The sequence below is a fragment of the Rahnella sp. P4_A8 genome (assembly GCF_056402435.1).
In genome coordinates this window covers 1-13,937 of the sequence record NZ_JBFUHK010000078.1, presented here as the reverse complement: position 1 = coordinate 13,937, position 13,937 = coordinate 1, and the positions used below count along the sequence as shown (strand labels likewise).

Annotated in this window: 14 protein-coding genes; 11 read left to right on the top strand and 3 right to left on the bottom strand. The window is 50.8% G+C overall.

Annotated features, from left to right (window positions below):
- Together AC1DUO_RS21710 and AC1DUO_RS21705 are read left to right on the top strand one after the other, a co-directional pair.
- A partial coding sequence (locus AC1DUO_RS21710; protein WP_477988696.1) for an ABC transporter permease occupies nt 1-828 on the top strand: 828 nt, incomplete at its 5' end.
- A gap of 9 nt (nt 829-837) precedes the next feature.
- Nucleotides 838-1,944, top strand: a complete 1,107-nt coding sequence (locus AC1DUO_RS21705) for an ABC transporter permease (RefSeq protein ID WP_013578159.1) — start codon at nt 838-840, stop codon at nt 1,942-1,944.
- Between the two features lie 126 nt (nt 1,945-2,070).
- Here AC1DUO_RS21705 and AC1DUO_RS21700 read toward each other — a convergent pair whose 3' ends face one another.
- From AC1DUO_RS21700 to AC1DUO_RS21690, 3 genes are all read right to left on the bottom strand, one after another.
- Nucleotides 2,071-2,874: a pyrroline-5-carboxylate reductase family protein gene (locus AC1DUO_RS21700; RefSeq protein ID WP_013578158.1), complete on the bottom strand. Its 804-nt coding sequence runs from the start codon at nt 2,872-2,874 to the stop codon at nt 2,071-2,073.
- A 2-nt stretch (nt 2,875-2,876) separates the two neighbouring features.
- Nucleotides 2,877-4,055, bottom strand: a complete 1,179-nt coding sequence (locus tag AC1DUO_RS21695; RefSeq protein ID WP_119262310.1) for a M20 aminoacylase family protein — start codon at nt 4,053-4,055, stop codon at nt 2,877-2,879.
- Nucleotides 4,056-4,176: 121 nt separating this feature from the next.
- Nucleotides 4,177-4,878 carry a GntR family transcriptional regulator gene (locus AC1DUO_RS21690; protein ID WP_013578156.1) on the bottom strand — a complete coding sequence of 234 codons (702 nt, stop codon included), beginning with the start codon at nt 4,876-4,878 and terminating at the stop codon, nt 4,177-4,179.
- 533 nt (nt 4,879-5,411) lie between these two features.
- On the opposite strand from AC1DUO_RS21690, the gene AC1DUO_RS21685 reads away from it, so the two are divergent.
- The 9 genes from AC1DUO_RS21685 (at nt 5,412) to umuC (ending at nt 13,870) form a co-directional block, all read left to right on the top strand.
- Nucleotides 5,412-6,539: an ABC transporter substrate-binding protein gene (locus AC1DUO_RS21685; protein WP_013578155.1), complete on the top strand. Its 1,128-nt coding sequence runs from the start codon at nt 5,412-5,414 to the stop codon at nt 6,537-6,539.
- Between the two features lie 48 nt (nt 6,540-6,587).
- The gene (locus AC1DUO_RS21680) at nt 6,588-7,481 is read left to right on the top strand and encodes a branched-chain amino acid ABC transporter permease (RefSeq protein WP_013578154.1); all 894 of its coding nucleotides are present in this window, start codon (nt 6,588-6,590) and stop codon (nt 7,479-7,481) included.
- Nucleotides 7,474-8,361, top strand: coding sequence for a branched-chain amino acid ABC transporter permease (locus AC1DUO_RS21675; protein ID WP_014416681.1), 888 nt, complete (start codon nt 7,474-7,476; stop codon nt 8,359-8,361). Before AC1DUO_RS21680 ends, AC1DUO_RS21675 begins: the two co-directional genes overlap by 8 nt.
- Nucleotides 8,358-9,137 (top strand): ABC transporter ATP-binding protein, encoded by a 780-nt coding sequence (locus AC1DUO_RS21670; protein ID WP_014416680.1) that lies wholly within the window; start codon nt 8,358-8,360, stop codon nt 9,135-9,137. Before AC1DUO_RS21675 ends, AC1DUO_RS21670 begins: the two co-directional genes overlap by 4 nt.
- The gene (locus AC1DUO_RS21665) at nt 9,134-9,853 is read left to right on the top strand and encodes an ABC transporter ATP-binding protein (protein WP_013578151.1); all 720 of its coding nucleotides are present in this window, start codon (nt 9,134-9,136) and stop codon (nt 9,851-9,853) included. The genes AC1DUO_RS21670 and AC1DUO_RS21665 overlap by 4 nt, the downstream gene beginning before the upstream one ends.
- A 33-nt stretch (nt 9,854-9,886) precedes the next feature.
- The gene (locus AC1DUO_RS21660) at nt 9,887-10,726 is read left to right on the top strand and encodes a VOC family protein (RefSeq protein WP_119262312.1); all 840 of its coding nucleotides are present in this window, start codon (nt 9,887-9,889) and stop codon (nt 10,724-10,726) included.
- A gap of 199 nt (nt 10,727-10,925) precedes the next feature.
- The gene (locus tag AC1DUO_RS21655; RefSeq protein WP_119262313.1) at nt 10,926-11,939 is read left to right on the top strand and encodes an alpha/beta hydrolase family protein; all 1,014 of its coding nucleotides are present in this window, start codon (nt 10,926-10,928) and stop codon (nt 11,937-11,939) included.
- A gap of 246 nt (nt 11,940-12,185) precedes the next feature.
- Nucleotides 12,186-12,605: a translesion error-prone DNA polymerase V autoproteolytic subunit gene (umuD, locus tag AC1DUO_RS21650; RefSeq protein ID WP_013578148.1), complete on the top strand. Its 420-nt coding sequence runs from the start codon at nt 12,186-12,188 to the stop codon at nt 12,603-12,605.
- Nucleotides 12,606-12,607: 2 nt separating this feature from the next.
- A complete protein-coding gene (gene umuC / locus AC1DUO_RS21645) occupies nt 12,608-13,870 on the top strand; it encodes a translesion error-prone DNA polymerase V subunit UmuC (protein ID WP_477988688.1) in 1,263 nt (420 codons plus the stop codon).
- Nucleotides 13,871-13,937: the final 67 nt, after the last annotated feature.

Genomic DNA, 13,937 nt, shown 5'->3' with positions numbered 1-13,937 from the left:
ATAGTGGTTATCCCTACAGACTTTGCGCAGAACATGGCGCGCGCCGGGGCTACAGCGCCGGTTCAGGTGATTACCGACGGCAGCGAACCGAACACCGCAAACTTTGTGCAGGGCTATGTCGAAGGGATCTGGCAGGTATGGCAACAGCAGCGCTCGAAGAGCCGGGGTGAAAGCGTCGAGCCACTGATTGACGTGCAACTGCGTTACTGGTTTAACCCTGCTGCTATCAGTCAGCATTTCATTATTCCGGGGGCGATAACCATCATTATGACGGTTATCGGTGCCATTCTGACATCGCTGGTCGTGGCGCGTGAGTGGGAACGAGGCACTATGGAAGCCCTGCTTTCAACGCAGATAACGCGTACCGAGTTGTTGCTGTGCAAGTTGCTCCCCTACTATGTGCTCGGCATGCTGGCAATGCTACTGTGTATGGTGGTTTCGGTATTTATTCTCGGCGTACCCTATCGCGGTTCGCTGCTACTGTTATTTTTGATTACCAGTCTGTTTTTGCTCAGTACGCTTGGTATGGGTCTGCTGATTTCGACTATCACTCGCAACCAGTTTAACGCCGCTCAAGTGGCGCTGAACGCTGCATTTTTACCTTCCATCATGCTCTCGGGCTTTATCTTCCAGATCGACAGCATGCCAGCGATTATCCGCGCAGTGACTTATATCATACCGGCGCGCTACTTCGTGAATACCCTGCAAACCCTGTTTCTCGCGGGAAATATCTCCACGGTGCTGATAGTTAACGTACTGTGTCTCATTGTCTCGGCAGTGATGTTTATCGGCCTGACGGCGTTGAAGACCAAACGTCGTCTGGATTAAGGGAAAGTTATGTATCATCGACTCTGGACATTAATTCGCAAAGAACTGCAATCCCTGCTGCGCGAGCCGCAAACCCGTACCATTTTGATTTTGCCGGTGGTGTTGCAGGTGATTCTGTTCCCGTTTGCCGCCACGCTTGAGGTCACTAACGCCACCATCGCGATTTACAACCAAGACAATGGCAGCCATTCCGTGGAACTGACGCAACGTTTTGCACACGCCAAAGCTTTTAGCCATCTGCTGCTGTTAAAAAGCCCGCAGGAAATCCAGCCAACCCTCGATAAACAAAAAGCGCTGCTGCTGATCCACTTCCCTGCGGATTTCTCGCGAAATTTGGCAAGCAATCAGCCAGCTAAACTGCAAATTATTCTTGACGGTCGTAACTCGAACAGTGCGCAGATTGCCGCCAATTACCTGCAGCAAATCGTGAAAAACTACCAACTAGAACTCATGACTGGTCAACCGAAGTCGAATAACAGTGAGCTGGTAATACGCAATTGGTATAACCCAAACCTGAACTACAAATGGTTTGTGGTGCCGTCGCTTATCGCCATGATAACGACCATCGGCGTAATGATTGTGACTTCACTGTCCGTTGCTCGTGAACGTGAACAAGGCACGCTCGACCAGCTCCTGGTGTCGCCGCTTGCCACCTGGCAGATATTTGTTGGTAAAGCCGTACCCGCGCAGATTGTCGCCATTGCGCAGGCCACTATTGTGCTCGGTGTGGGAATATGGGGCTATCAAATCCCCTTCTCTGGTTCGGTCTTACTGTTCTACTTCACCATGTTGATTTACGGGCTTTCGCTGGTGGGATTCGGGCTGCTGATTTCTGCACTTAGTTCGACGCAGCAGCAGGCATTTATTGGCGTATTTGTCTTTATGATGCCGGCGATTCTGCTTTCCGGCTATGTCTCACCGGTAGAGAACATGCCCGTGTGGTTGCAAAATCTGACGTGGATAAATCCTATCCGGCACTTCACGGACATCACAAAACAAATTTACCTGAAAGATGCGAGTCTGGACATTGTATGGGGAAGCCTGTGGCCGCTACTGGTGATTGCAGCGATAACAGGCTCAGCGGCGTACTGGATGTTTCGCCGCAAAGTGGCCTGATCTGTCAATCAAATTCTTCGCCAGGGGTTGTCACGCACATTGATGACTTTAGATGAGCTACATCCTTCAGCATGGCAGCCACACGTTGAAATTGCTGTCATAGACCACCCTTGTTAAAAAATAGTGTTATTTTTGACCAGAAAGCTCCGTTGTACGACGCACCGCAGCCAGAACGCTGCTTTGCAGACCAGCGGCGAAATTAATTTTATTCAACTCATATAAACCATTAATGCCAACCCCTGCCGGAGAGTTATTAATATCCATCAACTGGCGCGGATGGCGCCCGGATAACTTAAGCATTTCAACCGCGCCCACCAGGTTTTCCCACACCACTTGCGTTGACTGAGTCCGGGTTAATCCGGCAAGGACACCGGCGTCCGCCAGCGCTTCGACAAAATAATAGACATAGTTGACACCAGCGACAGCAAAACCGGTGAAGACGTCAATCAACCGTTCTTCCAGCACCATCACCTTGCCGAAACTTTCCAGAAACGGCATTACGGACGCGCTGTTAACATAAGCATTAAACGCCACGCCGCTGTAGCCCAGCCCGGTATCCGTCAGCGTATTCGGGATGATACGCGTAATCGGGCGTGACTCGCCCAGCATCAAAGACAACTGGGTCAGCGTTACGCCAGCAATAATAGAAATGACCGACGTCTGTGGCGCGGCATACTGCTTAATCAGTTGTGCGACATCAGCAATATTATCCTGCGGACGTACCCCAATCATGATGTGATCCGCTGCGGCCAGCGCGTTTGGCAAATCTTGTGTATTGCTCAACTCATAGCGCGCTTTCAGCGTTTCAATTCGCTCTGGATCAATATCCGATAAGCTGACCTCGTCCGGATTTAATGCGCCGCGTTTTAAGGCGGCGCGCAGAATCGCTTCGGTCATTTGACCAGCACCAATAAAGTGGATATGGCTCATAGTTAATCCTCAGAAGTAACAGAAACAGGACCCAATGACCTCTCCACCAGCGATACCCAAAGACCGATGCCAGGTGCGATAAGTTGGTCATTAAAATCATAATGCGGGTTATGTAATGCCGCGCCCGGCGTTGGGCCATCGGCCCCCAGCCACAAATAAGCGCCCGGACAGGCTTCCAGAAAATAGGCGAAATCTTCTGCCGCCATTGAGGGTGATAACTGTGTGTGGACCTGCGTGATCCCCTCGACGTGGCGTGCGGCATCCGCCAGAATTTTTGCCTGTTGCGCATGGTTGACGGTTACCGGGTAACCGTATTCCCAGCGAATGCTGCCACTGACGCCAAATGGCCGGACGAGCTGTTCGACATACTCCGCCAGCAGAATCTGGCAGCGCGCTCTGGCCGTCTGGCTCAGGCAACGCAGCGTGCCGGACAATTGCATTGTCTGCGGGACGACATTTATTGCTTCCCCGGCCTGGAGTTGCGTCACGCTGATCACGACGCTGTCCAGCGGAGAGAGTCGGCGCGTCATGATCGTTTGCAACGCGGTAATCAGGTGTGCACCGGCCAGCACCGGATCGGCCCCTTTTTCCGGCATCGCCGCATGGCATCCCACGCCAGTCAGCGTGATAAAAAAATTGTCCTGCGAAGCCATCATTGGGCCTGTGCTAACGGCCACCTCCCCCACCGGCAGCCCCGGCCAGTTGTGCAGCGCATAAACCGCAGAAACGGGAAAGCGCGTAAAGATCCCTTCTTCCACCATTAAACGCCCGCCGCCGGCATTCTCTTCCGCAGGCTGAAAAATAAAGTACACCGTCCCGTTGAACGCTCTGGTCTGGCTGAGATAGCGCGCCGCCCCCAGTAAAATGGCGGTATGCCCGTCATGTCCACAGGCGTGCATCATGCCTGGCGAGGAAGAGCACCATGCAACAGCGTTGTTTTCCTGAATGGGTAATGCATCAATATCAGCGCGAAGGGCTATAGACGGCCCCTCGCCATTGCGAAGAACACCCATCACGCCAGTGCCCGCAATGCCGGTATGCACTTCAAGATCATATTGGCGCAGCAGGCTGCTGATTTTCGCGGAAGTATGAAATTCTTGTAAGCCAATCTCCGGGCGCGTGTGGATCTCACGTCGCCAGATAATCGCCTGTTGAATAATCTCTTCGGGAATGGAGCGCATATATCCTCTACATTTTCCCGGCACAATGCCGCAGCATGACGCTGTGAATGAATTACCGGAACGCGTAATGCCCTCTGGTAGCTGATTAAATTATCGTTTTGGACCTAATGAAAAGAGTGGCTCAGGGCTTCCCAAAATAAATCCTGGCAAGCCCTTCTTTTGTGACTTCAACCGCGTGCTCGGCACTCAATGAAATATGTTGCTCAATCAGCACCACGCCTTTTTCGATATTCCGCTGGCGTAATGCTGCGATAATTTCGACATGCTCGTCATAGGCATTGTTCCTGCGCACGGGCGTTTCGAGATCGATACGCCGGAAAAAGCGGCTCAGCGAATTCAGACTATCGAGCATTTCATAGAGCCGACTATTATGGGAAATACGGGCTATTTCCATGTGGAAACGCTCATCAATTTCCGCAATCTTCGCCCAATCCTGTTCGGTTTGCGCCGGGCGATGCTGGCTCACTTCTTCCCAGATAGCCGTGGTCGTAGCGATCTCTTCATCTGTTGCCCGCAGGCAGGCGAAACGAAAGGTCGATTGCTCTATAACCATTCGCACCTCATAAAGTTCGCGGACACCTTCCGGCGTCAGGTCACGGGAGTAAAAACCCCGGTTGGGTACAAAATTCATAAAGCCGTCTTTTGCCAGACGGTTCAGCGCTTCACGCACCGGCGTACGCGAGACCCCCAGTTGTGCCGCAAGCTCAACTTCATTCACCCGTTCGCCGGGACGAAAGTAGTAATCAATCGCCATGCCTTTCACTTTCTCGTAGACCTTTTCCACACTGTCAGCGCTACGGGATTTCTTTTTTATGATAACCACATTAACCCCTTAATTTACCGCATGCTCAGCACGAAAATAAAAATGCGGCAAAGATTATTTCACGTAATGTTTTTATAGATAGCACAGCAAAAAAAACAACTCAACACAAAAGTGAATACACTTTTCTTTAATTAAAAATTACTCATTTATAAGCATTTTTCATCTTATTTATTCTTATGGATTTTCCCCGCACCATTTTACGGCAGCATTGCACTAAAATGATTCAAAGTGTATTCACTTGTGCACACAGATATTTTTATTGACCATGATAAAAATGAAAACGAAAGTTTTTTAGATATTTTCGATTCCATTGTATTTATTCATGAATTTGCATTCGTTTAACCTGAAATAAGCACTTGATACCGGGAACGTCCTGTTATCTGGCATCGTCTTTGCTTAATACACAAGTGTATGCACTTATATATTCACTTTAGTGCGCTCTTTTTCGGCATTACCAGGCAGGCTTGTGCACATTTGCGCAGGCGACAAAACACCGGCCTCAGAAGCCGGCAACAGCAAACCGGAGAACCAACATGAAAAATCGTTTCGGGCAAGGCATGATGCTGTCAACACTGGCAGGTATGACGTTGTTTGGTCTGGCGCGCACGGCGCAGGCCGATGTGAACATGGGTGCAATTTTGCCCTTAACCGGCACCAGCGCCAGCATTGGTGAAGATCAGCGTCGTGGTATTGAACTGGCGGTTGAACAGGTTAATGCCCAGGGCGGCGTTAATGGTCAGCCATTACATGTGATCGTGGAAGATTCCGCCGAAAGCCCGGTTACAGGCCTGAATGCCGTACGTAAGTTAACTCAGGTTAACCATGTCCCTTTAGTGATGGGCAGTTTTTCCTCTGGTGTCACCATTCCGGTTGGGCAATATCTGGTGAAGAACAATCTGCTGCACATCAATATTTCCGGTACCAGCACCGATATCCGCAAAATCGGCGCTACCTCCTGGAGCGTTATTGGCCTGGATTCTCTTTCCGCAAGCTTCTCGGCAGAAGATGTGCGCCAGCTCGGTTACAGCAAAGTGGCCTTTATCGCCCCGGATGGTGCTTACGGTCAGGGTATGGCGAAGCAGTTCACCAACGCGTTTGAAAAAGCCGGGGGCAAAGTGGTCGCCAAAGTGCTCTATGCCAGCGGTCAGCCTTCTTATCGCCGCGAGCTGGAGCAAATTTCTCGCGCTCATCCGCAAGCCTACGTTTACACCAGCTACGGCCAGGATGCCATTGTGCTGAACCGTGAGGCCTGGGAGCTGGGTCTGAATAAAACGCCCTGGTATGGCATGTATTTAACCATGGCCGTTGAAGGTTCCCCGGCGCAGTACACCAACGGGCAGGTTGGTATGGAAGTCGCAGGTATTGACCAGAAAACGTCGGGTGGTCACGGCGTAAATTATGCTGAGCTGTACCAGAAAAAATTCCATGAGAAACCTCGCTCTGTGTACGGTAGCTATGCCTGGGATAGCGTAATGCTGGCGGCGGCAGCTATCGACAAAGCGCACAGTGCCGATCCGGCAGCCATGATCGCGGCAATGAAAACCGTTGCGCCTGGCTTTACCGGCATTACCGGTACATTAAATCTGGATGCCGATAACCAGCGTATGTCTCAGCCCTACCTGAAAGTGAAAGCGTTTAATGGCGTACCGGTTCCCCGGTAACGAGCCGCTTTATCTTGCCAGTTCACGCTACATCATCGGGGAAAAACCATGCTGCAGTTTTTGATTGATACATTGATTCGCACTGCGGATTTGTCGCTGGTCGCGCTGGGATTAAGCCTGGTTTACGGGCTGGTACGGTTCGCCAACATCGCTCATATGCAATATGCCATGGTCGGTTCATTTATCACCGCCGCCGGGCTTCGTCTTGGCATGCCGTTGGCTCTGGCAATCGTGTTTTCTGCATTGGTCTGCGGCATGCTGTCCATGATTTTGCATCACTGGGTTTATCAGCCACTGCTGAAAAGCGGTACCGCTAACGCCATGATCGGATCGCTTGCGGTATCGATGGTGCTGATCGCACTGGTTCTCGGGGTTGAGGGGTCGGCCCCGGTGAATTATTCCCTGCCTGTGGGTGCGCTCTTGCAGGTTGGGGACACCCGAATCTCCTCTGACGAACTCTGGGGTCTTGGCGTCACGATTTCGCTGGTGGTGGTGTTCAGCCTGTTGCTGTTTCGTACGCCGCAAGGTCGCGCTATCCGTGCGCTGGCAAGTAACCGGGATCTGGCAGCAGCCTCCGGGTTAAATGCCAGCGCAATTATCCACACCGTCAACCTGTTGGCTGGAATGCTGGCCGCTGTGGGAGGCAGTATGCTGGCGATGAATGCCAGCGCATGGGTCAACCAGGGCAATGATCTGATGTTGCCGGTGCTCGCTGCCGCCATTCTCGGCGGGCTGGGAAATCCAATGGGCGCCATTTTTGGTGCACTTCTTATCGCTGCAACCGAAACCCTCGTGACCAACATCGACTGGAGCTGGCTGTTCGGCGGCGACTTATTGTTTATCCCGGTAACCTGGGTGAACGCCTCATCGTTTGTCATTCTGCTGCTGGCGCTGTTACTGCGTCCTTATGGCCTGTTTAACCGGGAGGTCCGCCGTGTCTGAGTTTTTACTGCATATCCTTTGCCTTGCCGGGATCTATGCCATTATCGCGCTTGCCCTGAATTTACAGGCAGGTTACGCCGGTTTGCTGAATTTCGGTCACATTGTGTTTGTCGGAACCGGCGCTTATGCCGTCGGTCTGGGAAACAATTTTGGGTTGCCGCTGTGGGTGGTGATCCCGGCCGGGTTACTGTGTGCCATTGTTATCAGCGCACTGATGGCGTTGCTGGGGCGTCAGCTAACGGCGGACTACTGGGGCATTGCCACGTTGGCGCTGGCTGAAATCATCCGCATTGCCGTCGTCAATGAAGACGAACTGACGGGCGGCGCGCAGGGGATTGGCGGCCTGTCTTCGCCCTGGTCGACCGGTGATACCGTCACCGATACGCGTATCTTCGCGATCATTATTCTGCTCAGCGTCATCGTCGCCACGCTCGCCAGCCTGCGTATCGGCGCCAGCCGGTTTGGGCGGGCGCTGCGCCTGATGCGCGAGCAACCTCAGTTAGCGATCTGCATGGGCTATGCGCTGCCGTGGCTGAAATGCCGGGCGTTGATGAGCAGTGCTGTGATGTGCTGTCTGGCCGGTATGTTACTGGCCTGGTACACCGATTATGTCAGCCCGGATTACCTGCTTTCGTCGGAAACCTTTCTTATCTGGAGCATGGTGATGATCGGTGGTCTTGGCAATGTGCGCGGCGTGTTGCTGGGCGTGTTGCTGGTGGAAGGGCTGTATAACTTTATCCCCTTTGCAAAAGACTATTTCCACATCAGTTCAGACCTGACTGGCGCGCTACGCCTGGGGTTGGTGGGTCTGGCTTTATTACTGTGTCTGCTCACACGACCAGGTGGTCTGTTACCGGAAAAATTAAGGACTTTCTCATGAGCCGTTTGCTTGAAGTGGCTGACATCAGCAAATCCTTTGGCGGCAACCAGGTACTGACATCCGTATCATTTACGCTGGAAAAGGGGGAGATTCTTGGCCTGCTCGGGCCGAATGGTTCCGGTAAAAGTACGCTGCTCAACACCATTTCCGGGTTTAACCGGCCGGATGGCGGCAGCATCACATTCGATGGACAGTCCATTACTCGTCAGCCCAGCCACCGGATCATCCAGGCTGGCATTGCACGCACCTTCCAGCTCCCCGTCATGCCGGAAAAGATGAGCGTTATGGAAGTCGTGATGACTGCTGGTACTCGTCAGCACGGGTTATTCAACGGTCTGCTGGGGCTGGCTTCCGGGCGTAAAGCCGAACAGGAAGACAGGACCCGCGCCAGCGAATTACTGGATACCTTGCTGTTAACCAAAGTTAAAGATCTGCCTGCTGCGGCGCTTTCCGGCGGACAGAAAAAACTACTGGGTATTGCCTGCGCGCTGATGGGTAAACCGACGCTGCTGATGCTGGATGAGCCTATGGCCGGTGTGCACCCGAAATTACGCCAGGAGCTGGTGGAAACGTTGGTCAACCTGAGCCGTCAGGGTATTTCACTTTTGGTTATTGAACACGATATGCATTTTATAAACACCCTGTGCCAGCGCTGCATCGTGCTGGATCGCGGACAGATTGTCGCCAGTTGCCGCCCGGATGAACTGGCGCAGAACCAGCAAGTACTGGATGCCTATTTAGGGCAAAGCACCGCAACATTGCAGGAGGCCGTATGATTACCCTCGAAAACGTGGTCGCCGGTTATACCCCGGGGATTGATATTCTGCACGGTATTTCATTGCATGTTGAACAGGCGGAAATCGTGACGCTGCTGGGGCCAAATGGCTGCGGCAAATCCACCTTGCTGAAATCGATTGCCGGATTTGTCTCCCCGCGCGAAGGACGGGTTGAAATCGATGGATGCGAAACGGCAAAAATTCCGGTGCACCGGAAAATCCGTGAATGCTCACTCGGGTTTGTCCCACAACTGGACAACGTCTTCAACAATCTGACCGTGGCAGAAAATCTGCAAACCGGGGGACAATTTTTACCGCCAGGCCAACGTAAGCAGCGAATGGCCCAACTGGCGGAAAATTACCCTGTGTTACATAAAAAATGGCAATCACCCGCGTCAGCGCTTTCCGGCGGCGAGCGACAAATCCTCGCGCTGGCAAGGGCTCTGATGCCTGAACCCGCAGTACTGCTGCTCGATGAACCTTCGGCCGGGCTGTCACCGAAAATGCTTACGGAAGTTTTTAGCGCCATACAAACCATTCGCCGCCAGGAAAAAGTGACCATTTTAATGGTCGARCAGAATGCTATGGAGGCACTGCACATTTCCGACCGGGTCTATGTTCTGGCGCTGGGGAAAGTGGCGATGGAGGGCAGCGCGCAGGACCTGCTACACGACCCCCGTATGCGCGAACTCTATTTTGGCGGTCGTGCCGCCTGACAGGATCAGTAAAAAGAACAGAAGGAAGACACCATGCCGATTACTCCGGTTATCGATCACGCGGTGATTAATGTCGATGAAGAACTGGATCAGGCGCAAGGCCTGTTCCAGCGGATGGGATTTCAGCTCAGTACACGGGGGCACCATTCGATGGGCTCCAGTAACCATCTGGCCGTCTTTGCAGATAACTATCTGGAACTTTTAGGTTATGAGCCTGCCAGTCAGACAGACTCGCGAGGATTGTGGAACGTTGCGCCAGGCCTTGCCGGACTGGTCTGGAAAACCCGGGATGCGCATGCGGTATGGCAGCACCTCCGGCAATGTCAACTCGATGGCGAACCGCCGACCCGCTTCTCACGCCCGGTGATATTGCCGGACGGCAGCCAGACTGAGGCCCGGTTCTGCATCTCGCGGATCCGCGCCAGCGCCCTGGCATACGGCTTCAGTTTTTTCTGCGAACATCAAACGCCGCAGGCCGTTTGGCAGCCCGCCTGGCAGGTACATCCTAATGGCGTGCAAGCGCTGTCTGCCTTCGTTATTGCCTCGCCTCAACCTGAACAGACGCTGGCGCTGTATCACCAGTTGTTCAGTGTGGAGGCCCGCGCGGAGACCAACGGCGGTTATGTGCTTGATTCAGGGACCTGCTGCCTGCGTATTATCACTCATCAACAAGCACGTCTGGAATTCGCGCTTCCGCCTGTCGCTGCGCAGGCACCGGCGAAAATGGTGGCGCTCTGTTTCCAGGTAGCATCACTGGAGCAGCTCAGGCGCTGTCTTAGCCAAGGGGATATTCAGTGGCGCGAGCAAGATGATCAACTGTTGGTGACGCAGCAGCATGCTCAGTGGCTGGCGATGCGCTTTAAGGATAAATAGCGGTGAAGCTCCGCCAGTTACTGTTGGTAAATCTCACTTAATTTCCATTTGTTCATCCCTGAAGTGGAAGTTAACGCCCACAGCAGCACTGAGATTATTACTGTCAGGAGCTTCGAATTTTAAGTCATTGACATCCTGTTCTATAAAGTATTAAAAAAGTCGGCTGATATTTAATTTTATAAATTATAAAGAGCTATACATGATTAAATATATTGTGTCATTTTCAATTATGATTGTCGTTCTCATTATTTTTTTGCTTAGCCGATTATATGATTTCGATCTTTCAGGGTACGGGCAACAACGTTCTATATCTTTTAAGCATAATAACGATGTTCTGATGGGGACGTTGATTATGCCTCCAGGTAAGGTTTCTCCTCCGTTTGTGCTTTTAGTTCATGGAGACGGACCTCAGGACCGCTGGTCAGAAGGTGGATATATTCCATTGGTTAAATTCCTTGTCTCACAGGGAATTGCCGTTTTTTCATGGGATAAACCTGGTGTGGATAAAAGTACAGGTAACTGGCTGGCACAGACAATGTCAGATCGCGCAGAGGAGGCGGTTTTGGCGTTAAAAAAACTGAGAGAACAGCCGGAACTGAAAAAAAGTCGCGGAGGTTATCTTGGATTCTCGCAGGCAGGTTGGGTTGTACCGCAGGCGAGCCAACTGACAACAACTGAGTTTGTTGTGCTGATAGGTGCGGCGATAAACTGGCGTAATCAGGGCATATACTATACAGGGCAACGACTTAAAGTCGAAGGTCGCTCCCTGAATGATATTCAGGATGCTAAAAAACATGAAGCCGTGGTTTTTGACCGCCAGTTTACAGAAGAAGCAGCGGTTCTCCCCTGCCACTCCCAATGTACGCGCCAGGACTTCGAACGCAGGAATTCTCTGGCTGATGCGACGAAAGATATTTCCGGTACACATACTCCGGTATTAATTCTGATGGGCCAGGATGACCGGAATGTAGACGCTGATGAAACAGCCGCGGTCTGGGCCAAAGCACTACCAGCGGGCACTCCCCGCTGTATCAGGCAGTTGCCGGGGGCAACTCACGGACTTTTACGAAGCGAATGGTTTGATTATCAACTTGCTTCTCAGTGGCCTTTGTGGAAACAGGGACTTTTTCTGCTGTCAGGGAGATACTCATATTCGCCCGGGGCGCTCAGGACTGTCTCATCATGGATCCTGAATCAGAACTGTGTGGACTGAATTGCATTCTTATTACGTGCCGAAAGCCAGTTCTTCATCGAAGAGCAGGGACCGAGGTGACTTACCGTCAGAGTGCTACGGTTTCGCTGAACTGGGTTTAAGTCAGGCAACAAAACTATATTGGATACCACACAAACTAAATTAACAGACACTTCAAGCACTTTCAGGAATCGCTTCACAAGTTTCTTGATCCTTAGCTGCATTCAGCAATACTGTATATAAACACAGTATATCGGAATCAACATCATGCAGCTCATTCGACCAACTGAGGCTTCTCAACCAGTCATGCTTCCTCTCTTCTCTGAGAAAGTGCCCTGTGGCTTTCCGAGCCCAGCGCAGGACTATGTCGAGGACAGACTGGATCTCAACAAATTGCTGATAAGACATCCGAGTGCCACTTACTTCATAAAAGTTAGCGGGGAGTCTATGCATGGCGCCGGCATCAGTGATGGGGATCTTTTAGTGGTGGATCGCTCGCTTTCAGCCGTACATGGCGATATTGTTATTGCTGCTGTTTCAGGTGAATTCACCGTGAAAGAACTTCGTACTCATCCTTATCTACAGCTAGTACCTCACAACGATGATTATTCTTCGATTTCATTTCAAAATGCAGAAGAATTAGAAATATTCGGAGTGGTCATTTTTAGTATTAAGGCGCATAAATAATTATGTTCGCTCTCATCGACGTAAATAGTTTTTATACTTCTTGCGAAACTGTTTTTCGGCCAGACTTGCAGGGGAAGCCTGTTGTCGTCGTTTCCAATAACGATGGCTGTATTATTTCTCGCTCAGCCGAGGCAAAATCCCTTGGTATTAAAATGGGTGAGCCATTTTTTAAAATAAAAAACAATACATATAGCTCCAGGGTTTATGTATTCAGTTCTAATTATGCACTTTATGCCGATCTAAGTGAGCGAGTTATGCAGACGCTAACTGAAATGTCTCCTTCGATCGAAGTTTACTCAATAGACGAAGCCTTCGTTAATTTATCTGGGGTAATAAATTGCATGCCCCTAAATTGCTTCGGTCATGAAATGAAAAATAGAGTATTTAAAAATACAGGATTAACTGTGGGGGTTGGTATTGCACAAACAAAGACATTAGCAAAGTTAGCTAACCATGCAGCCAAGAAATGGCGTGGCACTGGTGGCATTGTCGACTTATCGAATATTGAACGTCAGCGCAGGCTACTGGCAATTATCTCTGTTGAGGATGTCTGGGGTATTGGTCGGAGAATTAGTAAGAAACTTAATTCAATGGGTATTAATACAGCACTTGACCTGGCTGAAAGCTCATTATGGGTAATAAGAAAACACTTCAATGTTGTTCTCGAAAGGACTGTTCGTGAACTTCGAGGTGAACAATGTCTTGAACCGGAAGAGTTTGCACCAGAAAAACAACAGATCATCTGCAGTAGATCTTTTGGCAACCGCATAACTCAGTATTCGGATATGCATCAAGCCATTTGTGACTATGCTGAGCGAGCATCAGAAAAACTACGTAGTGAGCGCCAGTTCTGCCGTTTCGTTAGTGTTTTCCTTCATACCAGCCCACACGCACATAATGAAACATACTATGGAAATCAAGCATCCATGAAGCTACTGACCCCTTCTAATGATACTCGTGACATTATAAATTCGGCCACAAACTCCCTGAAGAGAATATGGGTTGATGGCCATCAATATATGAAGGCTGGCGTTATGTTGGCTGATTTTTTCAGTAATGGAGTAGCGCAGCTAAATTTATTTGACGATAACGCTCCACGAAAAAACAGTGCAGCGTTAATGGAGGCTATCGATAAATTAAATAACTCTGGGAAAGGAAAGATCTGGTTTGCAGGGCAGGGWATTGAAAAAAACTGGGCKATGAAACGGGAGATGCTTTCTCCCGCTTACACAACCCGATATTCAGRCTTACCAGTGGCAAGGTGAAATTATTCATGCAAGCCACKAGGAAAGGAAACAGCCTCTGATGAATGCCACTCACGTTCGCCACGCT